Below are 23,169 nucleotides of genomic sequence, written 5' to 3'. Positions count from 1 at the left end.
GCGGACCTTTGCAGGACAACCAGAAACCTTTGCGCAACGACAAAACTGATCGGCGGCCGGTCAATCCGGCATCTGCACCCCGCCCGCTGGCGCGGCGCATCCGCGTCGCCGACTTCCTGCACAAGGACGGCGTCGGCGTGGACAGCTCCGACGACAGGCTTACGCAGGAGGATACGCTGATCAACGGCGAATTCCTGCACCAGGAGCTGCGGCAGGGGCTCTTCCTGCATGTCAGCGACGCCGTGGAAGAGCGTCCCTTCACCGTTACCTCCAGCTTGAGCGAAGGCCTTTCCTGCATCTTTTTTCTGGAAGGCGCCGTCGATATCGAGCTTGGCGGAAGGCGCTTCGAATTTCATGGCGGCCTGAAAGGTGCCCTGAGCGGAGCGGCGATCATGACCACGACCAGCGAAAGCTTCCGCCGGGCATCACGCGGCCGGCAGCATGTGCGCCACCTCGTAGTCTCGGCCACGCCCGAATGGCTCGACGTGCAGGGGCTCGAGGAGATCAGCGAACGCAGCCTCGCGGCCGGCCTGCTGCGCGACAATCTGGCCGATCACCGCTGGACCCTGACCCCGCACGCGGCCGACCTAGTGCGCCAGATCGCCGTTCCCTCGGCCTTCACGCCGGAACTGCGCCGCCTTCATCTCGAAGGTCGCGCGGTCGAAATCGTCGCCGAAACGATTGCGGCCGTCATGCGGGCCGAGCGAAATCGGGGAGAAAGCAGCGGGCTGGGGCGTATCGACCTGATGCGCCTGCAACGTGCCAGGGACCTGATACGCGCCGACCCCGCCGCACCGTTGAGCGTGGAAGCGATCGCACGCGAGGCGGGCATCAGTGCCAGCGGGCTGCAACGGCTGTTCCGCCTCGGCGAAGGCCTTGGGGTCTTCGAATATGTAAGGCGGCTGCGGCTGGAAAGGGCATTCGAAGCCCTGCAAAAGGGCGAGGCGAGCGTGCAGCAGGCCAGCGTCATTGCCGGCTACGCCAGCCCGGCCAATTTCGCCACGGCATTCCGCCGGCAGTTCGGCCTCTCGCCGCGTGAAGTGTCGCGGCCGGCTTCATAGGCCCGAAGCGAATCAGCCTTGCTTGCGATCCTCATCCTCGGGATCGAGCAGAATACGCTGGGCGGCACCGTCGAGATCCTCGTACTGGCCGCTCCGCAGCGCCCACAGGAAGCCGAGCAGGCTCAGCCCGCCCAGGAAAAGCGCCACAGGAATGAGATAGATGAGGATGCTCATGCCGTCACGGGCTCCGTCACCGGCCGGGCCGATGACCCGGCCCGTGCCGCGCGCATCAGGCGCAGCGCATTGGTGATGACAAGGATCGACGAACCCGACATGGCCACGGCGGCGATCAGCGGCGTGACATAGCCCAGAATGGCGATCGGCACGGCGATGACATTGTAGACGATGGCGATGCCGATGTTCTGGCGAATGAGCTGGCCGGCCCGTCGCGCCACCTCCATGGCGGTGGTGACGGCCGACAGGCTCTCGCGCAGGAACACGAAGTCGGCGGCGTTGCGGCCGATATCGGCGGCGGTGGCCGGCGCCATCGAGACATGGGCGGCGCCGAGCGCCGGGGCATCGTTCAGCCCGTCGCCGACCATCAACACCTTGCGGCCCTGCCGCGACAGTTCCTCGATGCGGGCGACCTTGTCGGCCGGCAGCAGCGCAGCGCGCCAATCGTCGATGCCAAGCTCTTCGGCCACGCGTCGGCAGGCCGCTTCGGTATCGCCCGACAGCATTTCCACCGGACCGACATGCGCCTTGAGGGCGGCAATGGTCGCACGCGCGCCGGCGCGGGTCTCGTCCTCGAAGGCGAAACGGGCGACGATCCCGCCATTTCGGGAAAGCACGGTGCCGCTCTCTTGCGAACCATCCGCCGCCCAGTTGGCGCGGCCGAGCCGCCAGGTCGTGTCGCCTGCGCTTGCCTCCATGCCGAAGCCCGGAAGCTCACGCACCTCGTCGAACGAAGGGGCGGGCGCGCCGCCGCCCTGCGCGGCGATCGCCCGCGAAAGCGGATGACGCGAATGGGCGGCCAGGGACGCGGCCACGCCCAGCAGGCGCGGAGGGATCTCATGCACATTGGTCAGGCGCGGGTGGCCGAGGGTAAGCGTGCCGGTCTTGTCGAAGACGGCGGCGTCGGCCTGCGCGAGGCGCTCCATGGCGGCGCCGTCCTTGACCATGATGCCGTTCTCGAACAGACGACGCGCCGCCACCACCTGCACGATGGGCACGGCAAGCCCGAGCGCGCAGGGGCAGGTGATGATCAGCACGGCAATGGCGATGGTGATCGCCTGATGCCAGTCGGCGCCGGCCAGCATCCAGCCGATGAAGGTGACGAGCGCCGTCAGATGCACCACCGGCGCATACATGGCCGACACGCGGTCGGCGATGCGGCGATAGCGGGCGCGTCCGCCTTCGGCCGCCTCCATCAGCCGCATCATTTCGGCAAGGAAGGAGGAAGAGGCCGGCTTGGTCGCTTCCAGTGTCAGCGGACCGGTGAGGTTGAGCGTGCCGGCCTGGATCTCGGCTCCGACGGCGACGGGTTGCGGCGCGCTCTCGCCGTTGACCAGCGAGCAGTCGAGATCGGATGCGCCCTGCACGATCTTCGCATCGACCGGTATGCGCTCGCCCGCCGCCACCAGCACACGCATGCCGGGCTTCACCTCGCCGACCGGGCGATAGTCGCGCGTGCCGTCGTCGAACAGCACCAGCGCGCCGCGGGGGCTGAGCCGCGCAAGGCCCGCCACGGCGGCGCGCGCCTTGTTGCGCATCACGTGATCGAGGGTGCGGCCGATGAGCAGGAAGAACAGCAGCGTCACCGAGGCGTCGAAATAGGCGTGGCTGCCGGAATGCCAGGTGTCGTAGATGCTCAGCGCATAGGCCATGGTGATGCCGATGGCGATCGGCACGTCCATGTTCATGCGCCCTTGGCGCAGCGCGCTCCAGGCCGAGCGGTAGTAGATGCCGCCGGCCACCGCCAGCGCGGGTAGCGCGATCAGCGCCGAAACCCAGTGGAACAGGTCGCGCGTGGCGCCTTCCGCGCCCGACCACACCGAAACCGACAGCAGCATGATGTTGCCGGCGGCGAAGCCGGAAACGGCGACGGCGCGCAGCAGCTCGGAAAGCACCGGGTCCTTGCCGTCCTGCGCATCGTCGAACAGATTGGGCGCATAGCCGAGGTCGGCGAGCGTCTGGACGATGGGCGGCAGCTCGTCGCCGCGCCAGCGCACGCTGACGCGCTTGGTGGACAGGTTCACACGCGCCCGCTCGACCGTATCGAGCCTGGCGAGCGCGGTCTCGACGCCGTGGATGCAGGCGGCGCAATGCACGGCCGGAACCGAAAGCTCCACCTGTCGCGTGCCGTCGCCCATGTCGCGGGCGGCGAAGGTGACTTCCTCGTCGGAGGGCAGGGCGCGCAAGGTGGCGGCCAGTTCCTCGCTTCCGGGCGCGCAGCAGCTCATCTGATCGTTCCGTCCTTGACGCTAAAGCGGTGGATTTCGTGCCAGGGCGCGTCGCGGCCGGCATCGGCCTCGATCTCGACGATCCAGGCGCCGTCGCGCAACGTCAAAGGTGCATCGAGCGCGCCGCCGGATGCCGGTGCCATGGTCACGGTGGCATCCTCGGCATCGCTCACCGGGCGGCGGAAACTGACAGTTCCGGCCTTCAGCGCGACGGGATTGCCCTCGGCATCGACGAGAGTGAAGCGGAACGTGCCGCCAGCACCGGACAGTGCCGATTTCCAGCCCAGCGCCGCCTGTGCGCGATGCTCGCGCGACTTCCTGTTGAACTCGAGCCCGGCAACATGGGAGTTGCGCACCACGAAGCCGGTCCAGCTCGTATTGGCGTAGACGGCCATGGTGACGTTCACGGAGATGATGACGCCAAAGAAAGCCACCATGATCAGGAGGAAATGGCGGCCGGTGAATTGCGGGCTGGTCTGGCTCTTCATGGGCTTCACTCCGGCGTCTCGAAGCTGGTCACATAGTCGGCGGCGTCAAGGCTTGACTTGTCCTCGACATGAAAGAGGAGCCGCTGCGCCGTGCCGGGGTTCTTCGCCTCTTCGCGCGGCTGGCGCACATAGACCTTGAGCGAGCGGGCACGGTCCGGCTCCAGCGCCACGGTCACCGATCCGCCTTCCTCGTGGTCGATGCCAAGCACGCTCATCGTGGCGCCCGGCAGCTCGCTGAGGCTGACGGTGACGGTGCGCTGTTCGGGGATCTTGTTGAGCAGCTTGATCGTATAGCCGTTACGGATGGAGCCGTCCGAAAGCACCACATATTGCGGGTTGCGGTCGTGCAGCACATTGAGTTCCAGCCGGTCGCGGGTCATCAGTCCGTAGACCAGGAGCAGGCCGATCAGCGTCCACCCGCCGAAATAGATGAAGGTGCGGGGCCTGAAGAGTTTCTTCAGGTGGAAGTGGGACACCTTGTCGGAACTCCGCCCCTTGTCGTCGCGCACCAGCGAGGGGCGGATGCCGTGGGCGCCGTCGGCGGTGGCCACCGCCATATTGGCGTTGTAATCGGCCAGCGTCGCATAGGAGATCAGCCCACGCTCGCGGCCGAGCTTGTCCATGACGCTGTCGCAGGCGTCGATGCACAGCGCGCAGGTGATGCATTCGAGCTGCTGGCCGTCGCGAATGTCGATGCCCATCGGGCAGACTACCACGCAGGCATTGCAATCCACGCAGTCGCCAGCCTCCAGGCCCAGCGCCGCCGCCTTCTTGGTGCCGCGCGTGCGGGGTTCGCCACGCCAGTCGTTGTAGGTGACGGTCAGCGAATGCTCGTCCAGCATCGCCGCCTGGATGCGCGGCCACGGGCACATGTAGGTGCACACCTGCTCGCGCATCAGCCCGCCGAACACATAGGTGGTGGCCGTCAGCACGGCGACGGTGATGTAGGCGACGGGCGCCGCCCGCCCGCTGACGAAGTTCATCAGAAGGGTAGGGGCGTCGGCGAAATAGAAGATCCAGGCGCCGCCGGTGGCCACCGCGATGGCGATCCAGATCGCGTGCTTGGCGATGCGCAGCGCGACCTTGCGCGCCGTCCATGGGCCCTGGTCGAGCTTGATGCGGGCGTTGCGGTCGCCTTCGATGGCCCGCTCGACGACGAGGAAGAGGTCCACCCATACCGTCTGCGGGCAGGTGTAGCCGCACCAGGCGCGCCCGACCGTGGAAGTGATGAGGAACAGCCCGAGTCCTGCCATCACCAGAAGGCCGGCAACGAGGAAGAATTCCTGCGGCCAGATCTCGATGAAAAAGAAATAGAAGCGGCGGTTGGCGATATCGACCAGCACCGCCTGGTCCGGCGCATAGGGGCCACGGTCCCAGCGGATCCACGGCGTCAGGTAATAGATGCCGAGGGTGACGGCCATCACCAGCCACTTGAAATTGCGGAACGAGCCGCTGGCACGCTTGGGGAATATCTTCTTGCGCGCGGCATAGAGCGGCTGGCGCAGCTTGGCAGAGTTCACCGCCTCGGCATCGTGGCGCTCGAACTCGACTGTGCCGGACATGCTCTTCTCCTGACCGTGATACCGCTGCCGAGCAAATGCCCCGGGCCAGGACGGAGCGGCTTGATTTAGGTCAAGCCCGGGGTGCGGCACAGTGACATCTGCGGGCGGCAGAGGGCCCGGCATCGCTGCCGGACCCTCCGGCCCCCCGGCTATCCGCCCGGCCCCTCGTCAGGGTTGGGACCGAAAGGTTGGGATCAACGGCCCCCACCGAGCGAATGGACATAAACCGTCAGTTCCTTGACCGTCGTTTCACCGAGGCGCGGCTCCCAGGCCGGCATGACGCCATGGCGCGGCTGGCGCACCTGGGCGGCGATGTCGGCGGGAGTGGAACCGTAGAGCCAGATGGCGTCGGTCAGGTCCGGCGCGCCGAACTCCAGCCCGCCCTTGCCGTCCTCGCCATGGCAGGAGGCGCAATTGTTGGCGTAGACCTCGGCCCCCGGACCGCTCAGGTCGCCGCCGCTCGACAGGGCAACCACGTGCGAGACCACATCGTTGAGCTCCTCGCGGCTCAATATGTCGTTGAAGGCCGGCATTTCGGAAACCCGCGTGTCGTCGTCGCCGGCGAAGCGGATGCCGTGGGCGATGGTGGTGCGGATGTCCTCCGGCGCACCGCCCCACAGCCATTCGTCGTCATTGAGGTTCGGATAGCCGGGCGAGCCGGCCGCGCCCGACCCATGGCACTGGACGCAGTTGACCTTGAAGGCGGCGGCCCCCGCCGAGATGGCGAACTGGCGCAGCGTGTCGTCGGCCAGGATTTCCTCCACCGAGGCATTCTGGATGGCGGCGACAAAATCGCCCTTGGCGACTTCGGCCGAGGCCAGTTCCGTGCGCAGGTCGGCGCGGCTAGACCAGCCCAGCATGCCGGAGGTGGCCGAACTGACCAGCGGCCATGCCGGATAGGCTATGGTGTAGACCAGCGCCCAGAAGATGGTGGCGTAGAAGGTCCACAGCCACCAGCGCGGCATCGGGTTGTCGAGCTCCTTGATGCCGTCCCATTCATGGCCGGTCGTGGCGACGCCACTGATTTCGTCGATTTCCTTGTGGCTCATGTCAGTCGTCCTTGAGCGGGATATGGGCGGCTTCGTCGGCCTGCTCGCGGCTGCCTGGCCGGAAGGCGAAGACCACCACGCCGATGAAGAACAGCGTCATGGCGAGCAGCCCCCAGGAATCGGCGAAGTGGCGCAGGAAGGTGTAGGTTTCCATCGCGTTGCGCCTCCTATCGGGAGCCTTCCGGCTCGTCATAGGTCGAGAAGTCGACCAGCGTTCCAAGCATCTGGAGATAGGCGACCAGCGCGTCCATTTCGGTCAGGCGGTTGGGATTGCCGTCGAAATCGCCGAGCTTGGCCTTCGGATAGCGTTCCTCGACGCCGGAGGTATCGGCGTTCGGGTCGGCCTGCGCGGTAAGGTCGGCCACCGCGTTCTCGACCATCTCGTCAGTGTAGGGCACGCCGACGCGCCGGTTGGCGACCAGATGCGTTTCGAAGTTGCGGATGTCGAGCGTCTTGTCCTTCAGGAAGGCATAGCTCGGCATCACCGATTCCGGCACCAGCGAGCGCGGCTCGACCAGGTGCTGCACATGCCATTCGTTGGAGTAGCGGTCGCCGACACGGGCAAGGTCCGGGCCGGTGCGCTTCGACCCCCATTGGAAGGGGTGGTCGTACATCGACTCGGCCGCCAGGCTGTAATGGCCATAGCGCTCCACCTCGTCGCGGAACGGCCGGATCATCTGGGAGTGGCAGGTGTAGCAGCCTTCCCGGATGTAGATGTTGCGCCCGGCCAGTTCGAGCGGCGAATAGGGCCGCATGCCGTCGACCTTCTCGATGGTGTTCTCGAGATAGAACAGCGGCGCGATCTCGACGATGCCGCCGATCGAGACCACGAAAAGCGACCCGACCAGCAGAAGCGTGGCGTTCTTTTCGATGATCCTGTGCTTGTCCAGAAGAGCCATTCGGGGAAACTCCTATTCGGCCGGCACGATGGCGGGACGGGACGAGGCGGATTTGCCGCCGATCGGCTCCTCCTCGCGCTCATAGCCGAGGATGGTCATGGTGATGTTGTAGGCCATGATGACCGCACCGCTGAGGAACAGCAGGCCGCCCAGCGCACGCATGAGGTAGTAGGGGAACATCGGCGCCACGGTTTCCGCGAAGGAATAGACCAGGAAGCCCTGCTCGTCGTATTCGCGCCACATCAGGCCCTGCATGATGCCCGACACCCACATCACGGCCGCGTAGACGACGATGCCGATCATGGCCAGCCAGAAGTGCCACACCACCAGGCGCTCGGAGTAGAGCCGCGCGCGGCCCCACAGCCTCGGCACCATGAAATAGATGGCGGCAAAGGTGATCAGGCCGTTCCAGCCCAGCGCGCCGGAGTGGACGTGGCCGATGGTCCAGTCGGTGTAGTGCGACAGCGAGTTGACCGCCTTGATCGACATCATCGGGCCTTCGAAGGTGGCCATGCCGTAGAAGGCGATGGCCGCGACCATCATGCGGATGACGGGATCGGTGCGGATCTTGTCCCACGCGCCGGACAGCGTCATCAGGCCGTTGATCATGCCGCCCCAGGAGGGCATCCACAGCATCACCGAGAACACCATGCCGAGCGTCTGCGCCCAGTCGGGCAGGGCGGTGTAGTGCAGGTGGTGGGGTCCGGCCCAGATGTAGAGGAAGATCAGCGCCCAGAAGTGAATGATCGACAGGCGATAGGAATAGACCGGACGCCCGGCCTGCTTCGGCACGAAGTAGTACATCATGCCGAGGAAGCCGGCGGTGAGGAAGAAGCCCACCGCGTTATGGCCGTACCACCATTGGGTCAGCGCATCCTGCACGCCCGAGAACAACGAGTAGGAGTGCGAGCCGACGAAGGACGTCGGCACCGCTAGGTTGTTGACGATGTGCAGCATGGCGATGGTGACGATGAAGGCCAGGTAGAACCAGTTGGCGACGTAGATATGCGGTTCCTTGCGCTTCAGGATGGTGCCGAGGAACACTGCCAGATACGCCACCCACACGATGGTCAGCCAGATGTCGACATACCATTCCGGTTCCGCATATTCGCGGCTCTGGGTGATGCCCAGCAGATAGCCGGTGGCGGCCATCACGATGAAAAGCTGGTAGCCCCAGAACACGAACCAGGCGAGATCGCCGCCGAACAGGCGCGCGCGCGAGGTGCGCTGCACGACATAGAACGAGGTGGCGATCAGCGCGTTGCCGCCGAAGGCGAAGATCACCGCCGAGGTGTGCAGCGGCCGCATGCGGCCGAAATTGAACCAGGGCTCGATGTTGAGGTCGGGAAAGGCCAGCTGCAGCGCCACGACGACGCCGACCGTGAAGCCGATCACGCCCCAGAACATAGTGGCGATGGCGCCATAGCGGACGGGCCCGTCCATGTAGGCGGACGGATCGACCGCCGGCGCGGGCGCGAAGCGGGCGCGACGGATGAGCACGAAGGTCGCGCCGACAAGTATGAAGAACAGCACCCACATGTGCTGGGCGAAGGGCTGGTCCGCCGCGAAGCCGGCGCCCATCAGGGCGATGAACGCGAACAGGCTCAGGCCGACGATATATGGTCCGTTGGTCATCCAGAGTCCCCGATCCTTGTCCGGCCGGGCTGGGAGCGCCCGCCGGCAGGGCACTCATCGTGGGTTCGCAGGCATTGCGCATTGATCCATGTCAACGCCGTGGCGCGTCGTCGCAGCCATTGTGCGAGGCTCCAGCGGTTGATCGAGCATCGGATTGTTCCGAACCGGACAGGGTTTCGTCCGATGCTCCGGAACGGGTACGTCGCCATGAATTCGATCTCCACGAGAGCCTTGCAGGGAAGCCACCCACCTCGACCGCAATGCCACGACGGCATCGTTGCGATGGTGGAACTGGCCCATGTCGAGATGCTGCGGCTGTGCGGACTGCTGGAGGAAGTGGCCGACTCGCTTCCCGCCGGTATCGACCGCCGCAAATGCCTGATGATCGCCTGCGAGCTGGAGCCGCTGGTGCGCGGCATCCACCGCTTCGAGGAGGAAACCCTGTTTCCAGCCTATCGGCGCGTGCTGGAGGAGCAGGGCAAGGGAAGAGATTCGGTCGAGCGGCTGCTCTCGGAACATGTCCAGGACGAGTGCTTCGCCGGCGAGCTGACCGAAGCGCTGCTGCTTCTTGGGCATGACGGCATGGTCGAGAACCCCGAGGCGCTGGGCTTCATGCTGCGCGGCTTCTTCGAGGCCAAGCGCAGGCATGTCGCCTTCGAGCGCGAACACGTATTGCCTGAAATCCGCTGCCCGGGGCCGTGACGCCCGGCATCCGGCGAACCAGCCGCCTGCCGCTGTCCGTTCTCAGTTGCCGGCGCGGGCTTCCAGCCGGCCGAGATCCGGGACGATGACCTGGCGGTTGTTCTCGATGCTGATGACCTTGTCGGCCCGCAGCTTCGTCAGCTGCCGGCTCACCGTCTCGATGGTCAGGCCGAGAAAATCGGCGATGTCGGCGCGCGTCAACGGCAGGTCGAAGCGCGCGGAACTGCTGTCAGGCTCGGCGTTCGGGTCGATGTTGCGGGCGATCATCAGCAGGAAGGAGGCGATCTTCTCGCTCGCCGTCTTGCGGCCCAGCGTCACCATCCAGTCGCGCGCCTCGTCCAACTCCTTGAGGGTTTGCCGGTAGAGCCGGCGCTCCAGTTCCGGCGAATCCTGCATCATCCGCTCGATCGATGCGCGGGGAAAGGCGCACAGCGATACCTCGGTGGCGGCCTCGGCGTTGAGCTCGCTCTCGGCCTTGAACGGCCGGCCGAGGAAATCGGGCGCGAACTGGAGGCCGACGATCTGCTGGCGCCCGTCCGACAGGGTCTTGGTCAGCTTCACCACGCCCGACAGCACATTGGCGTAACTGTCCACCTGCTCGGCATCGCCCACAAGCTCGGTGCCGCTTCCGGCATTGTATTTGTGCGAGGTCCTGGCCAGCGCCACGAGCTGCTCTGGGTCGAGCGCGCCGCAAACGCCCCTGTGGCGCGCCTCGCAGGACGCGCACAGCACGGGGATACCGTCGGTATGAACGTCCTTGCGCACGATCTCGCCACCTTTCAACCTATGGATACATAGATAGCATTCCGTGCGACCGCCCGCCCCGCGTCAGTTTGTCTTGCCCTCAGGAAGTTTGATCAAAGTCAACGAAACCGCTCTTCCGTAGCGGCAGAGAGGGGCCATCCTACAAGGAGGCCCCATGTCCGCGTCGCCCGCTTTCCAGTTTGCCGACACCGCTCCGCGCTATACGAGCTATCCGACCGCCCCGCATTTCCACAATGGGGTGGGCGATGCGCAGGTGCGCCGCTGGATGGCGGCGGTGGGAGAAGACGAGGCGGTGTCGCTCTACATCCATATTCCTTTCTGCGACCGGCTGTGCTGGTTCTGCGCCTGCCATACCCACCACACGCTGCGCTACGAGCCCGTCGCTTCCTATCTGGAGACGCTTTACCGCGAGATCGTGCTGGCCGCAGCGTCGCTGCCGCAGACGGTCCGGGTCAGCGCACTGCATCTGGGCGGCGGCTCTCCCACCTTGCTGACGCCGCAGGACATGCACAAGCTGATGGATGCGTTGCGCGAAGCCTTCCGCTTCAACAGGGACGCCTCGATCAGCATCGAGATCGACCCCACCGACATGGATGAAGGGCGCCTCGACGCCATCGCCGCCTTCGGCACCACGCGCGCCAGCCTCGGCGTTCAGGACTTCCGCCCCGAGGTGCAGAAGGCGATCAACCGCGAGCAGAGCTTCGAGGATACGCGCGCCGTGGTCGAAGGGCTGCGGGCGCGCGGCGTCGCGGCGGTCAATCTCGACCTCGTCTACGGCCTGCCGCACCAGAGCGTGGACTCCATCGCCGAGACGGTGGCGATGTCCTTGTCGCTGAAGCCGGATCGGGTGGCGCTGTTCGGCTATGCGCATGTGCCCTGGTTCAAGAAGCACCAGAGGCTGATCGACGAGGCTGTCCTGCCTGACCGCGAAGCGCGCATGGCACAGTCGGTGAGGGCGGCCGGACTGATCCGCGCCGCCGGCTACGAGGCGATCGGCCTCGACCATTTCGCCCTGCCGGGCGACAGCCTGGCGCGGGCCGCCCGCAAGGGAAAGCTGCGGCGCAACTTCCAGGGCTACACCGACGATCCGGCCGAGACGCTGATCGGGCTCGGGCCTTCGTCCGTCAGCGGCTTCCGCGAGGGCTATGCCCAGAACGCCACCGCCATGGGCGTCTACCGGCGCTTCATCGAGAAGGGCATGATGCCGGTGATGCGCGGCATCGAGCTGTCCGGGGAAGACCAGGTGCGCGCCTGGGTGATCCAGCGTCTGATGTGCGATTTCGCCTTTTCGGTCGATGAAGCCTCGGTCCGCTTCGGCGAGACGGCCGAACCGGTGCTGGAAGAAGCGCACGAAATGTGCTCGCGCTTTCCGGACGTGCTCGTCCGCCATGGCGGCAGCTTCATCGTCCAGCCGGAGGCGCGCATCCATGTGCGCTCGGTCGCGGCCGGGTTCGACAGCTATCTGGGCCGCGGCACCGCCCGCCATTCCGCGGCCGTGTAAGGATCAGGTCAGGGCCGCCCGTCTATGGAGCGGCGGCTTCGGCCAGTGCCGCTTCCTTGGAAGTGGCGCGGGCGCTGGCCAGCAATGCCTGCGTGTAGGGCTGCTGCGGCGCATGGAACACGTCCTGTGTCGTTCCCTGCTCGACGATCTTGCCGTTGCGCATCACCAGGATGCGGTCGCAGATGTGGTTCACCACGGTGAGATCATGCGAGATGAACACATAGGTGAGGTTCATCTCGGCGCGCAGCTCGCTCAGGAACTCCAGTATCTGCGCCTGCACCGAAACGTCGAGCGCCGAGGTCGGCTCGTCCAGCACCAATATGCGCGGCTTGAGCGCCACCGCCCTTGCGATGCAAACGCGCTGCTTCTGGCCGCCCGACAGCTCGTGCGGGTAGCGGTAGGCGAAATTGCGCGGCAATTGCACCACGTCGAGCAGCCGCTCCACCTCCGCGCGCAACGCCCGGCCCGACAGCCCTTCCTGGATGCGCAGCGGCTCACCGATGGCATCGGCGATGTTGTGGCGACCGTTGAGCGCCGAATGCGGGTTCTGGAACACGAACTGCATGTGACGGCGCATCCGCCGCAATTCCTGCGGCGACAGTGCCTGGAGCGACTTGCCTTCCAGATGAACCGAACCGGAAGTGGGTTCGATCAGCCGCAGCAGCAGCCGCGCGAGCGTCGACTTGCCCGATCCGCTTTCACCCACGACGCCGAGCACCTCGCCCTCGGCTACCGAGAAGCTGACGTCATCGACCGCACGGATATCGCGGCCGGCAGAGTGATAGATCTTGCCGATGTTGCGGATTTCGAGCAGCGGGGCGGACTGCGGCTTCGCCGCCACGGCGGCCTGATCGCCGAATTCGGGCACCGAGGCCAGCAGCCGCTTGGTGTATTCATGCTGCGGGGCGGTGAGGATATCGCGCGTCCTGCCCTGCTCGACGATCTCGCCGCGATACATCACCGCGCAGCGCGAGGCGACCGCCGCTATGGCGCCGATGTCGTGGCTGATCATGATGACGGTCAGATTCAGCTTCGCCACCAGCTCGTTGATCAGGGCCAGCACCTGCGCCTGGACGGTGACATCCAGCGCCGTGGTCGGCTCGTCGGCGATCAGCACGTCCGGCTTTCCGGCGAGCGCCATGGAAATCAGCACGCGCTGGCGCATGCCGCCCGAGAGCTGGTGGGGATACTGGGCGTAGACGCGCGCCGGATCGTTGATGCCGACCTGTCCCAGAAGCTGCTCCGCCCTGGCCTGGCAGGCGGCCCGACCCGGCAACTTTTCGCCGACGGCGCGATGATGGGCGCGGATGACGTCGACGATCTGCTGGCCCACCGTGAACAGCGGGTTCAGATAGGTCATCGGGTCCTGGAAGATCATCGAGATCCGCACGCCGCGGATCTTGCGCCAGCCCTTGTCGTCCAGCCCGGTGAGGTCGATGCCGTCGAAGGTTATGCCGCCGCCGGTGCGGCGCGACTGCCTGGGCCCGATGCCCATCACCGTACGCACCAGCATGGTCTTGCCGGAGCCGCTCTCGCCCACGATGCCCAGCGTGTCGCCCTTGTTGATCTCGAGGCTGACATTGCGCAGCAGCGGCAGCGTGCCGTCGAACGTGTCTATATCCAGCGAGAAGTCGCTGATCTTCAAAAGCGCGCTCACCGTTCCCGGCTCCTTGGATCAAGCATGTCGCGCAGGCCGTCGCCGAGCAGGTTGAAGCCGAGCACGGTGAGGAAGATGGCCGCGCCGGGGAAGAAGGAATACCACCACCAGTCGGGCATGTAGCTGCGCGCGGTGGAGATCATGGCGCCCCATTCCGGCGCGGGCGGACGCGCGCCGAGGCCGATGAAGCCGAGCGCGGCCGCCGCCAGGATGGCCATGCCCATGTCCATGCTCATCTTGACGATGATCGGCGACAGGCAGTTGGGCAGGATGTGATGGCGCAATATCCAGGGCGTGGTGGCGCCTATGGATCGTGCCGATTCCACGAACAGCTCTTCCTTGACCGCCAGCGTCTTGGCTTCGACCAGGCGCACATAGCCCGGCCACCACACCAGCGCGAGCGCCAGCATGCAGTTGAAGATGCCGGGGCCGAGCGCCGCCACGATGGCCAGCGCCAGCGCAAGGTCCGGCACGGCCAGGAACAGGTCCGTCACCCGCATGATGACGGCACGCGCCCAGCCGCCCTTGTAGCCGGCGATGATGCCGAGCGGTACGCCGATCAGCGCCGCCAGTCCGGTGATGACGAGACCGATCCACAAGGAGGTGCGCGCGCCGACCACCACGCGCGAGAAGATATCGGCGCCCATCTCGTCGGTGCCGAACCAGTGCTCGGCGCTCGGCGGCAGCAGCCGGCTGCCCATGTGCACGGCGCCCATCGTGTCTTCCGGATAGGGCACGATCCATGGCCCGACCGCGGCCAGCACAAGGAAGATCACCACCAGCGTGAAGCCGAGCATGGTGGAGAAGCTGGAGCGGAAGGTATGCATGTGCAGGCGCCATTGCCGGATCTGGCTGGCGTGGCGCTCGCGGAAGGTCGGCGGCTGCGAGGGAACGGTCGGAGAGGTCAAATCACGCTTTCCTCAGGCGGGGATCGATCCAGGCATAGGCAAGGTCGACCAGAAGATTGGTCACGATGAACAGGAAGCCGATGAACAGGGTGACGCCCATGACCGGCTTGAAGTCCGAGGAAAGCGCGGAGGAAACGGCGTAAAGGCCAAGCCCCGGCCAGTCGAACACGGTCTCGACCACCACGGTGGTGCCCAGCATCCAGCCGAAGCGCAGCCCGATCATGGCCAGCGTCGGCAGCATGGCGTTCTTGAGCGCATAGACGCCGACCACGCGCAGCGCCGAGATGCCGTGCGCGCGCGCCGCGACGATGTGGTCCGATTGCAGCACCTCGATCATCTCGGCGCGGTTGACGCGCAGGATCGAGGCGACGCAGGGCATGGACAGCACGAAGGCGGGCAGGATGATGTATTTCAGCGCGGTCCAGAACAGGTCGAACTGGCCGCTGATCAGGCTGTCGAGAAGGAACATGCCCGTGATGGTCGGCGGCGGCGTCGCCACCAGCGGCAGGCGGCCCGAAACGGGCAGCCAGCCGAGATCGACCGCGAACCACAATTGCAGCAATATGCCGAGCCAGAAGGCGGGCAAGGCCACGCCCGACATGGAAAAGATGCGCGTCACATGGTCGATCGGGCCGTTGCGGTAGACAGCTGACAGCACCCCCAGGGGCACGCCAAGCAGGATGCCGATGACCATCGCCACCAGCACCAGCTCGATGGTGGCGGGAGCGTAGCGGAGCAACTCGTCCAGCACCGGGCGGGTCGAGACCATAGACCGGCCGAGATCGCCATGGGCGAGGTCGCTCATATAGATGGTGAACTGCTCGAGCAGCCCCTTGTCCAGCCCGTATTCGGTACGTATGGTCTCCACCATGTCGGGAGTGGCATTGGGACCGGCGATGAGCCGGGCAGGGTCGCCGGGCGCGATATTGGTGATGATGAAGGTCAGCACCGCCACGCCGAACAGCGTGGCGACAAGAGCAATCAACTTCCTGGCGACGAATGAGAGCATTGCGTTTCCCGGCTGGGGGCGCCCGCTCGGGCGGGCGCCTCATCGTGCTTTAGCGACGCGCGATTGTCAGGCGTCGATATAGAGCTGGTAAAGGTCGATCTCGCTGGCGAGCCGCACCGGTGAGAACCGGAAGCCCTTCACATAGTCGCGCAGCGCCCAGCGGCGGTTCTCCAGCATGCCGAACACCTCCGGCTGGTCCGCCACGATCTGGGTCTGGATCTTGGCGTAGAGGGCCGCGCGCTTGTCCCAGTCCATCTCGGCCCGGGCCTCGTCGATCATCTGCGCGACTTCCTTGTTGTCGTAGTAGTGCATGGCATAGTACTGCCCCCAGCTCTTAGGGTGGTATTGATAGGCCACCGCATCCGGGTCGTTGGTGATCGGCGTGGTGTAGACCGAGGTCATGTTCGGCGCGGTCTCGACCCGCGAGCCGAGCGCCACCATGTTCGGCCAGGTCTCGGCGACCAGTTCGAGCGTGATGTTCAGCTCCTTGAGGTTGTCGAGCAGCACTAGGCCGATGCGCCGCGCTTCCTCCAGCCCGTTCATATAGATGTATTTCAAGGTGATGTTGCCGTCCGGATAGGCCGACTTGGCAAGATACTCCTTGGCCTTGGCCACGTCGCGGCGCGGCATGTCGGGAATGTCGATATGGCCGCGCAGCGCGCCCGGGAAGGGGCTGGTCTCGAGAGTGGCCGCGCCGTTGTAGACGGCGATCAGCGCATCGTAGTCCATGGCATAGGCGATGGCCTTGCGCAGGTTGATGTCGGCGGTCGGGCCGACCTGCGTGTTGAACTTGATGCCGAAGGTGGTCGAGCCGGGATGGCTCTCGACGACGATGCCGGGCGCCCTCGACAGAAGCATGTAGTCGTCGCTGGTCAGCGTCTCGACGATGTCGACCTCGCCGCGCTGCAAGGCGGCCTTCTTGGCCGCCGGCTCGGCGATGAGGCGATAGATGATGCCGGCCGGGCGGCGTTCCGCGTTCGGCCAGCCCTTCCAGTAGTCGGCGACCGACTTCAGCTCGTAGAGCACGTTCGGCTCCCAGCGGCCGAGGATGAAGGGGCCGGAACCGGCGGCATGATCCGTCAGCCAGGCCTGGCCGTAGTCGCCGTCCTTCTCGTTGGCCTGCACTTCCTTGGGGTTGACGATGTACCACCAGGGCAGGACCGACATGAATGGCGCATAGGGCGCCTTCAGCTCGAAGCGCACGGTGCGTGCGTCGACCACGGTAATGTCCTCCGGCGCCAGGAATTCCTTCAGCATCCAGGCGACGCCCTTGTTGAGCTTCAGCCCGCGCTCGAACGAATAGCGCACCGCCTCCGCATCCAGCGGATCGCCATTGTGGAACTTCACCCCGTCCACCAGCTTGAAGGTCCACACCTTGCCGTCGGGGCTGGATTCCCAGCTCTCGGCCAACCACGGCTTGATCTCGGCCGGATCGTCCTCATACTTGAACAGCGCGTCATAGACCGCCTGCTGCACCATGCGCGTCGACCAGTCGTAGCGGACATGGGGATCGAGGACGGGAATGGCCTGATTGCCGCCGAACACGATCACGTTTCCGTTTTCCGTGCGCTCGAAGGCCAGCGCCGGGCCCGAAGCCAGCAGGGGAGAGGCCATCAGTCCGGCAAGCACCTGCCGGCGGTTGAGACTTTCAAACATCGAGAACACCTCTGGTCGTTTGCTTGTTTATCGGTTTTGCCCGTGGCGCGTTCAGATCAGCTGTCGCGCCACTCCCGCGACGACGCGGCGCGACAGCAGCACCGGCTTGCCCGCCTTCGCCTTGACCCTTTCATGCATGGCGCTGTCGTAGCCCATGCAATGCATGACGATGAGGTCGCAATCGGCCAGTTGCGAGGCCGCGGCCTCGAAATCGCCCTGCGAATAAGGCGAGGCCGAAACGACCACCGTTTCGCCGTCGAATGCATGATGGGCGGAAAAATCCCCGACCTGGCCGGCCAGCGGCACGATGACGCCGAGCCGCCTGCACGAGGCGGCCAACGCCTCGACGGTCTTGTCGACGACGCTCTGCGCCTCGATCACCAGGGTGCGGGCCAGCGGCTCCGTCCGGGTTCCGGTGCACAGCATCACGATCAGGTCGACCTTGCCGTCCAGCGCGTGCAGCAATTCGTTGAGGCGGGCCTCGGTGCGCTCGACCGAAATGGCGATTTCGGTGCCGTCACGCAGCCGTGTCGCGAAAATTTCCTCGCCTTCGCCGGCGCGCATGGCGTCGAGGGCCGCGCCTTCCAGTCCATCGAGCACGCCATATTCGCTGACGACGAGCCGGTCGCGATCGAACCCCAGTTCGATCTCGGACAACATTTCCGGCACGATATCCGACCGGGGCGTCTGCCCGATCGTCACGAAAGCGACATGCAATTGCTGCTTCATGAAGGTCTCCGCCCGACTAGCCGTGAAGAGTAGCTGCCGTACGGGCACCAGCACCATAGGGGATTCCACCTAATAGCACCCCGAATCCGCCTAAAAAACCGGGCCGGAGCGGTGAAATCAGCGGTAGCCGGCCTCGACAACCATGCGGATCAGCGCGCCGGAAGACGACACTTCCATCTTGCGCATCATGTTCGACCTGTGGATCTCGACCGTCTTGGGGCTTATCCCCAACTGGCGGGCGATGGCCTTGTTCGACAGGCCCTCGGCTGCCAGCGAAAGCACCTGGCGCTCGCGCGCCGTAAGATTGCTCAGCCGCTCCGCGAACTCCGCCGGGATAGAGGGTGAGGGCAGGACGGGCGTGGGACGGTTCAGCAGCAGCCGGATGGCGCTGGCCATGATACGCCGCGCCAAAACGATCGGCTTGCCGCTCGCCTTGGCCATCATCAGCCGGTCGGCCTCGGTAAAGCCGACCGAATTCAGCACGATGATGCTGCATGCCGACAAGTCGAGGATCGCCGTGGCGAGCGAGGCGCGGTCGCCCTCCTCGGCATGAGTCACATGAAGCTGGTAGGAATCGAAGGCAGGGCTTTCGATCTCGCGGGTCTGCCGGCTCAGCGGCTGGACCAGCCCGACGACATCGCCGGCCGCCGCCAGCGACAGCACCGCGGATTCGATGGCGCGCTGGGTGTTGACAGTGGGGCAGGTGCTTTCGAATTCACCGAACAGCCCCGTCGACAGGATGACGACCAGATCGTAGGCGCCCGGCGGGAAGGCGCCGACGATCTCGCTCATTCTTTCCGTCATCTTGGCCTTCGACAGCACGATCCTGCGCGTATCGTCCAGCCTGGAAACGATGCTGTTCTCGTGCGGCGTCGCCTTGAGCTTTTCGATCTCGTGATGGGGCAACCCATCCAGCGCCCCCACCTCGAACACCTCGATCGGGATGTCCAGGTTCTCGACGATCTCGCCGATCAGGTCCTTGCGCGGCGAGCGCCCGACGCTGACGAACATGACCCTCGGCGGCCGTTCAGCAACCACGCTTTTCGGCGAGAGGGAAGACGGAAGCTGCATGTTGATTTTTGGAACCTGCGGATGGTGTTGGCGTCGCTTACGGGTTGTCCCTTATTTCAGGACCGGCGGCCGCTGGCTACTCTACCATAGAAACCGGAGGTTACCATGATCCGTGACTTTGAAGCGGACGAGATCGATCCGCTAGCCGTAGGCGCCTGGATTCTGGGCACCGGGGGCGGCGGCAGTCCGTACCTGTCCCAGCTCAATCTCAAGAAACTCTATGGGGAAGGCAAGCGCTGCCGGCTGATCGACCCTTTGGCACTCGACGACAACGACATGGTGGCGGTGGTGTCCAAGATGGGTGCACCGCTGGTCGGGCAGGAGCGATTGCTCAATCCCGTGCATCTCGCCCGCGCCATGCAGGTGGCCGAGGATTATACCGGCAAGAAGTTCCGCGCCGTGATGGCGGTGGAGATCGGCGGCGGCAACGCGCTTTCGCCTTTCCTGGCCGGCGCGATACTCGACGTCCCCGTGGTCGATGCGGACGCGATGGGGCGCGCCTATCCGGAAGCGCAGATGACCTCCTTCGCCATTGGCGACCTGCAGATGTATCCCCTGACGCTGGTCGATTGCCGCGGCAGCGAGGCGATCGTCACCAAGGCGCCAACCTGGAAATGGATGGAGCGCGTGTCGCGCGCCATCTGCACCGAGGTCGGCTCGACCGCCTCGACCTGCAAGGCGCCGCGCACCGGGCGCGAGGTCAAGGACTGGGGCGTGCTGAACACAGTGACCAAGGCCATCGGGCTTGGCCGCGCCGTGATGGCCGCGCAGGCGGCGCACAGCGATCCGGTTCAGGCGGTGCTGGACTATGAGGGCGGCAAGCAGCTCTTCCGCGGCAAGGTGACCGACGTCGACCGCACCACCACGGGCGGCTTCCTGCGCGGCACGGCCACGATCGAAGGATTGGACGGCGACCGCGGCTCCACGCTCACCCTCGCGTTCCAGAACGAATGGGCGGTTGCCTTCCGCGACGGCGAGCCGATCGCCATGACGCCGGACCTGGTCTGCCTGCTCGACAGCGTCTCGGGCGAGGCGATCGGCACCGAGACGGTGCGCTACGGCCAGCGGGTGACGGCGGTGGCCCTGCCTGCCCCCGCCATCTTGCAGACGCCCAAGGGCCTGCAGCATGTCGGTCCCCGCGCCTTCGGTTATGACATTGATTTCAGATCGGTATTCTCGGCATGAAACGCATCGGCATAGACGTCGGCGGCACCAATACGGATGCCGTCCTGATTGACGGAAACCGGGTGATCAGCTCGATCAAGATTCCCACCAGCGACGATGTCATGACCGGCGTCGTCAAGGCCATCAACAGCGTGATGGCGGCACAGGGACCGCAAGACAGCCCCATCGACGCGGTGATGATCGGCACCACCCATTTCACCAATGCGGTGGTCGAGCGCGCCCGGCTGGAGCGCGCCGGCGCCATCCGCATCGCCATGCCGACCGGCGAGTCGCTGCCGCCGATGATCGACTGGCCGGCCGACCTGCGCGAGGCGGTCAATCCAATGAGCTTCATGGTCGAGGGCGGCCATGAATATGACGGCCGGCCGCTGATGCCGCTCGACCGTGCCGCCATCCGCGACGCGGCGATGCGGCTGCGCGACGCCGGTATCACCTCGGTCGGCATCACTGCCCTGTTCTCGCCGCTGACGGCAGAATGCGAGGTCGAGGCGGCCTCCATCGTGCAGGAGATCATGCCCGACGCCCGCATCACCCAGTCCAGCACGCTGGGGCGCATCGGGCTACTGGAGCGCGAAAACGTCACCATGCTGAACGCGGCCTTGCAGCAGCTTGGCCGCAAGACGGTCGCCGCCTTCGGCGAGGCGCTGCGGCAGGCCGGTATCTCGGCACCCTTCTATCTCACCCAGAACGACGGCACCGTGGTGCTGGCCGAGATCGCGGCCGCCAATCCCGTCTACAGCTTCGCTTCGGGCCCTACCAATTCGATGCGCGGCGCTGCCTTCCTGACCGGCCTCGAGGATGCGATGGTGGTCGATGTCGGCGGCACCACCTCCGATATCGGCTATCTTCAGCGCGGCTTCCCGCGCGAGGCCAACAATGTGGTCGAGGTCGGCGGCGTGCGGACCCTGTTCAGGATGCCGGACCTCCTGCCGATGGCGCTCGGCGGCGGCACCATTGTCGATCCCGACAAGCTCACCGTGGGTCCGCGCAGCGTCGGCTACCGCATCACCGAGAAGGCGCTGGTGTTCGGCGGCGACACGCTGACGACCACCGACATCGCGGTGGCCGCCGGCCGCGCCGACATCGGCGACCGCGACCGCGTCAGGCATCTCGACCCGGCTCTGGTGCAGACGGTGCTGAAACGGATCGAGACGATGCTGGAAGACGGCATCGACCGGATGAAGACCTCGGCCGAGGACGTGAAGCTGATCGCCGTCGGCGGCGGCGCCTTCCTGGTGCCGGAAAAACTGAAGGGCGCCAGCGAGGTGCTGCGCGTGGAACATGCCGGCGTCGCCAATGCGCTGGGCGCGGCCATGGCGCAGGTTTCGGGCGAAGTGGACCAGGTGTTCTCCGGCCTCGGCCGCGCGGAAGCCATTGCCGAGGCCGACCGGATCGCCCGTGAGCGCGCGATGGCCGCCGGCGCGGTCGATTCCACCATCGTCACGCTGGAGACCGAGGATATCCCGCTCGCCTATCTGCCCGGCAATGCCCGCCGCGTGCGGGTGCGGGTGATCGGCGACATCGCCTTCGCCACGGCGTGAGCCAGGGCCGCCCGCCCCCGGCGAGCGGCACCGCCACGGAAATCCACCCATCATCCAGGACCCGATCCGGCCGGATCGGGTTCCTTTTCGTTACGGGCAGAGGGAAACCCGCCACTACGGCGAACGCGGCCCTTCAGCAGCCGTCGCCACCGAGCGTGTCGGGATCGCGGAGCAGCGGCCAGTAGCCGGCCAGCCAGATCAGGAAGGCGGCCGCCCACAGAACCGATGCCACCGCATAGGGCGGACCCGGAAGCACCGGCATCAGGCCGAGGTCGGGCAGGACGCGCAAAAGCACGGCGGCAGCCCCGCACAAGAAGGCCAGTTTCGCGGCACGCGGCAGCACCAGCTTCTGGCCGGTGTGCAGCAGGCCGGCGATGGCGAACACCGCCAGCACGCCGAGGCCGAGCCCGCCCATCAGGGCCATATGCAGGCCCGGCACCTCGCCGAAAGGGGCGCCGAGCCGGGCAGCCCCGACCAGCAGCAGGCCGATGCCTGCAAAGGCGCTGGAACCGGCGAGGACGAGGATTTCCGCCCGCAAGGCCGCGCGGCCGATGAAGGCCTCGCCGATGCGATCCATGAAGGCCGCGCCTGCCGCGATCATCAGGAAGCCGTTGACCGCCGGCGACAGCCCGAGCAGCTCGCCGGCCACGGCCACCACGATCAGTCCCGGTGCGAGATGCCGGCGGCCGGGATGCGGGCGGAAGGGCGATGTCTCCTCGCTCGGATCGAGGACCAGATTGCTGACCGGCACGGTGATGCGCGCCAGCGCCAGCCCCAGAAGCCCGAGGAAGACGAGCCCGGCGCAATGCAGCAGCAACTGCGCCAGCTCGGCGTCGCCAGTCAGGAAGGCATAGCGCACGGTCAGTTGCGCGCATAAGAGGGCCGATATCCAGAACAGGAAGGCCAGCAGCCGGTCGGTGCGCTTGCGAACCGACACCCGGGCCACATAGACGGCCAGAGCCGCAAGCCAGGCGGTGTCGGCCACGGCGCCGATGGCGGAGGCGGCGTCCGCGCCGAAGAAACCGACAAGACGGCCGGCGCCCCACAGGCCGGCAAGGGTGAAGAGGCGGCGGCCCTGCATCTTCGGCGTATCGGTCCATTCGGGAACCGCCGTGGTGATGAAGCCGATCAATGCCGCTCCGAAGGCGCCGAAGATCATCTCATGCGCGTGCCACAGGCCCGGCGGCGTCGAGCGCGCCAGCGGCAGGTCGAGGCCGAATACCAGAACCCATTGCAGCGGCCACAGCGCCGCATAGATCGCACCCAGCGGGAAGAAAAGACGAAAGCCCTCGTCGCCGAGGATGCGGCTCAGCGGCGGTGGCGGCAGGCGTTCGGCAGGGGCCAGCATG

21 protein-coding genes are annotated in these 23,169 nt (G+C 66.0%); 5 read left to right on the top strand and 16 right to left on the bottom strand.

The window, feature by feature from the left end:
- The first annotated feature begins 29 nt into the window (after nt 1-29).
- A complete protein-coding gene (locus ABID37_RS15365) occupies nt 30-1,061 on the top strand; it encodes an AraC family transcriptional regulator (protein ID WP_354196264.1) in 1,032 nt (343 codons plus the stop codon).
- A 12-nt stretch (nt 1,062-1,073) separates the two neighbouring features.
- On the opposite strand, the gene ccoS is transcribed toward ABID37_RS15365, so the two are convergent.
- From ccoS to ccoN, 8 genes are all read right to left on the bottom strand, one after another.
- The gene (gene ccoS / locus ABID37_RS15360; RefSeq protein ID WP_354196262.1) at nt 1,074-1,235 is read right to left on the bottom strand and encodes a cbb3-type cytochrome oxidase assembly protein CcoS; all 162 of its coding nucleotides are present in this window, start codon (nt 1,233-1,235) and stop codon (nt 1,074-1,076) included.
- Complete coding sequence (locus ABID37_RS15355; protein WP_354196260.1) at nt 1,232-3,463, bottom strand: cation-translocating P-type ATPase; 2,232 nt, start codon at nt 3,461-3,463, stop codon at nt 1,232-1,234. Before ABID37_RS15355 ends, ccoS begins: the two co-directional genes overlap by 4 nt.
- A complete protein-coding gene (locus ABID37_RS15350) occupies nt 3,460-3,951 on the bottom strand; it encodes a FixH family protein (RefSeq protein ID WP_354196258.1) in 492 nt (163 codons plus the stop codon). Before ABID37_RS15350 ends, ABID37_RS15355 begins: the two co-directional genes overlap by 4 nt.
- Before the next feature lie 5 nt (nt 3,952-3,956).
- The gene (gene ccoG, locus ABID37_RS15345) at nt 3,957-5,513 is read right to left on the bottom strand and encodes a cytochrome c oxidase accessory protein CcoG (RefSeq protein ID WP_354196256.1); all 1,557 of its coding nucleotides are present in this window, start codon (nt 5,511-5,513) and stop codon (nt 3,957-3,959) included.
- A 194-nt stretch (nt 5,514-5,707) separates the two neighbouring features.
- A complete protein-coding gene (gene ccoP / locus ABID37_RS15340; protein WP_354196254.1) occupies nt 5,708-6,562 on the bottom strand; it encodes a cytochrome-c oxidase, cbb3-type subunit III in 855 nt (284 codons plus the stop codon).
- A gap of 1 nt (nt 6,563) precedes the next feature.
- Nucleotides 6,564-6,716: a cbb3-type cytochrome c oxidase subunit 3 gene (locus ABID37_RS15335; protein ID WP_354196252.1), complete on the bottom strand. Its 153-nt coding sequence runs from the start codon at nt 6,714-6,716 to the stop codon at nt 6,564-6,566.
- 13 nt (nt 6,717-6,729) lie between these two features.
- A complete protein-coding gene (gene ccoO / locus ABID37_RS15330; RefSeq protein WP_354196250.1) occupies nt 6,730-7,461 on the bottom strand; it encodes a cytochrome-c oxidase, cbb3-type subunit II in 732 nt (243 codons plus the stop codon).
- A 12-nt stretch (nt 7,462-7,473) separates the two neighbouring features.
- Nucleotides 7,474-9,096, bottom strand: coding sequence for a cytochrome-c oxidase, cbb3-type subunit I (gene ccoN / locus ABID37_RS15325; protein ID WP_354196248.1), 1,623 nt, complete (start codon nt 9,094-9,096; stop codon nt 7,474-7,476).
- A gap of 207 nt (nt 9,097-9,303) precedes the next feature.
- Here ccoN and ABID37_RS15320 point away from each other — a divergent pair, with 207 nt between their 5' ends.
- The gene (locus tag ABID37_RS15320; RefSeq protein WP_354196246.1) at nt 9,304-9,798 is read left to right on the top strand and encodes a hemerythrin domain-containing protein; all 495 of its coding nucleotides are present in this window, start codon (nt 9,304-9,306) and stop codon (nt 9,796-9,798) included.
- Between the two features lie 42 nt (nt 9,799-9,840).
- Here ABID37_RS15320 and ABID37_RS15315 read toward each other — a convergent pair whose 3' ends face one another.
- Complete coding sequence (locus ABID37_RS15315; protein ID WP_354196244.1) at nt 9,841-10,563, bottom strand: Crp/Fnr family transcriptional regulator; 723 nt, start codon at nt 10,561-10,563, stop codon at nt 9,841-9,843.
- A gap of 154 nt (nt 10,564-10,717) precedes the next feature.
- On the opposite strand from ABID37_RS15315, the gene hemN reads away from it, so the two are divergent.
- Nucleotides 10,718-12,064: an oxygen-independent coproporphyrinogen III oxidase gene (gene hemN / locus ABID37_RS15310; RefSeq protein ID WP_354196242.1), complete on the top strand. Its 1,347-nt coding sequence runs from the start codon at nt 10,718-10,720 to the stop codon at nt 12,062-12,064.
- A gap of 22 nt (nt 12,065-12,086) precedes the next feature.
- Here the strand turns inward: hemN and ABID37_RS15305 are convergent, their stop codons facing one another.
- From ABID37_RS15305 to ABID37_RS15280, 6 genes are all read right to left on the bottom strand, one after another.
- A complete protein-coding gene (locus ABID37_RS15305; protein WP_354196240.1) occupies nt 12,087-13,721 on the bottom strand; it encodes an ABC transporter ATP-binding protein in 1,635 nt (544 codons plus the stop codon).
- Nucleotides 13,718-14,629, bottom strand: a complete 912-nt coding sequence (locus ABID37_RS15300) for an ABC transporter permease (protein ID WP_354196238.1) — start codon at nt 14,627-14,629, stop codon at nt 13,718-13,720. The genes ABID37_RS15305 and ABID37_RS15300 overlap by 4 nt, the downstream gene beginning before the upstream one ends.
- 1 nt (nt 14,630) lies before the next feature.
- A complete protein-coding gene (locus tag ABID37_RS15295) occupies nt 14,631-15,638 on the bottom strand; it encodes an ABC transporter permease (RefSeq protein WP_354196236.1) in 1,008 nt (335 codons plus the stop codon).
- Nucleotides 15,639-15,704: 66 nt separating this feature from the next.
- Nucleotides 15,705-17,294 carry an ABC transporter substrate-binding protein gene (locus ABID37_RS15290; protein WP_354196234.1) on the bottom strand — a complete coding sequence of 530 codons (1,590 nt, stop codon included), beginning with the start codon at nt 17,292-17,294 and terminating at the stop codon, nt 15,705-15,707.
- Between the two features lie 51 nt (nt 17,295-17,345).
- Complete coding sequence (locus ABID37_RS15285; protein WP_354196232.1) at nt 17,346-18,023, bottom strand: AroM family protein; 678 nt, start codon at nt 18,021-18,023, stop codon at nt 17,346-17,348.
- A gap of 117 nt (nt 18,024-18,140) precedes the next feature.
- The gene (locus ABID37_RS15280; protein ID WP_354196230.1) at nt 18,141-19,034 is read right to left on the bottom strand and encodes an AroM family protein; all 894 of its coding nucleotides are present in this window, start codon (nt 19,032-19,034) and stop codon (nt 18,141-18,143) included.
- 165 nt (nt 19,035-19,199) lie between these two features.
- On the opposite strand from ABID37_RS15280, the gene ABID37_RS15275 reads away from it, so the two are divergent.
- Together ABID37_RS15275 and ABID37_RS15270 are read left to right on the top strand one after the other, a co-directional pair.
- Nucleotides 19,200-20,279, top strand: a complete 1,080-nt coding sequence (locus ABID37_RS15275; protein ID WP_354196228.1) for an S-methyl thiohydantoin desulfurase family protein — start codon at nt 19,200-19,202, stop codon at nt 20,277-20,279.
- The gene (locus ABID37_RS15270; RefSeq protein WP_354196226.1) at nt 20,276-21,820 is read left to right on the top strand and encodes a hydantoinase/oxoprolinase N-terminal domain-containing protein; all 1,545 of its coding nucleotides are present in this window, start codon (nt 20,276-20,278) and stop codon (nt 21,818-21,820) included. The genes ABID37_RS15275 and ABID37_RS15270 overlap by 4 nt, the downstream gene beginning before the upstream one ends.
- Before the next feature lie 133 nt (nt 21,821-21,953).
- Here ABID37_RS15270 and ABID37_RS15265 read toward each other — a convergent pair whose 3' ends face one another.
- Complete coding sequence (locus tag ABID37_RS15265) at nt 21,954-23,168, bottom strand: NnrS family protein (RefSeq protein WP_354196224.1); 1,215 nt, start codon at nt 23,166-23,168, stop codon at nt 21,954-21,956.
- Between the last annotated feature and the right edge of the window lies 1 nt (nt 23,169).

It is taken from the genome of Aquamicrobium terrae (genome assembly GCF_040545735.1).
GTDB classification, from domain to species: domain Bacteria; phylum Pseudomonadota; class Alphaproteobacteria; order Rhizobiales; family Rhizobiaceae; genus Mesorhizobium; species Mesorhizobium terrae_A.
The sequence above is the reverse complement of the archived record's forward strand: the minus strand, read 5'-3'. Positions and strand labels throughout refer to the sequence as shown.

Excerpts from the sequence above, each read along its gene's own strand:
- ccoS (WP_354196262.1), bottom strand. The coding sequence starts at position 1,235 with ATGAGCATCCTCATCTATCTCATTCCTGTGGCGCTTTTCCTGGGCGGG.
- ABID37_RS15355 (WP_354196260.1), bottom strand. The coding sequence starts at position 3,463 with ATGAGCTGCTGCGCGCCCGGAAGCGAGGAACTGGCCGCCACCTTGCGC.
- ABID37_RS15350 (WP_354196258.1), bottom strand. The coding sequence starts at position 3,951 with ATGAAGAGCCAGACCAGCCCGCAATTCACCGGCCGCCATTTCCTCCTG.
- ccoG (WP_354196256.1), bottom strand. The coding sequence starts at position 5,513 with ATGTCCGGCACAGTCGAGTTCGAGCGCCACGATGCCGAGGCGGTGAAC.
- ccoP (WP_354196254.1), bottom strand. The coding sequence starts at position 6,562 with ATGAGCCACAAGGAAATCGACGAAATCAGTGGCGTCGCCACGACCGGC.
- ABID37_RS15335 (WP_354196252.1), bottom strand. The coding sequence starts at position 6,716 with ATGGAAACCTACACCTTCCTGCGCCACTTCGCCGATTCCTGGGGGCTG.
- ccoO (WP_354196250.1), bottom strand. The coding sequence starts at position 7,461 with ATGGCTCTTCTGGACAAGCACAGGATCATCGAAAAGAACGCCACGCTT.
- ccoN (WP_354196248.1), bottom strand. The coding sequence starts at position 9,096 with ATGACCAACGGACCATATATCGTCGGCCTGAGCCTGTTCGCGTTCATC.
- ABID37_RS15320 (WP_354196246.1), top strand. The coding sequence starts at position 9,304 with ATGAATTCGATCTCCACGAGAGCCTTGCAGGGAAGCCACCCACCTCGA.
- hemN (WP_354196242.1), top strand. The coding sequence starts at position 10,718 with ATGTCCGCGTCGCCCGCTTTCCAGTTTGCCGACACCGCTCCGCGCTAT.
- ABID37_RS15295 (WP_354196236.1), bottom strand. The coding sequence starts at position 15,638 with ATGCTCTCATTCGTCGCCAGGAAGTTGATTGCTCTTGTCGCCACGCTG.
- ABID37_RS15290 (WP_354196234.1), bottom strand. The coding sequence starts at position 17,294 with ATGTTTGAAAGTCTCAACCGCCGGCAGGTGCTTGCCGGACTGATGGCC.
- ABID37_RS15285 (WP_354196232.1), bottom strand. The coding sequence starts at position 18,023 with ATGAAGCAGCAATTGCATGTCGCTTTCGTGACGATCGGGCAGACGCCC.
- ABID37_RS15280 (WP_354196230.1), bottom strand. The coding sequence starts at position 19,034 with ATGTTCGTCAGCGTCGGGCGCTCGCCGCGCAAGGACCTGATCGGCGAG.
- ABID37_RS15275 (WP_354196228.1), top strand. The coding sequence starts at position 19,200 with ATGATCCGTGACTTTGAAGCGGACGAGATCGATCCGCTAGCCGTAGGC.
- ABID37_RS15270 (WP_354196226.1), top strand. The coding sequence starts at position 20,276 with ATGAAACGCATCGGCATAGACGTCGGCGGCACCAATACGGATGCCGTC.
- ABID37_RS15265 (WP_354196224.1), bottom strand. The coding sequence starts at position 23,168 with ATGCTGGCCCCTGCCGAACGCCTGCCGCCACCGCCGCTGAGCCGCATC.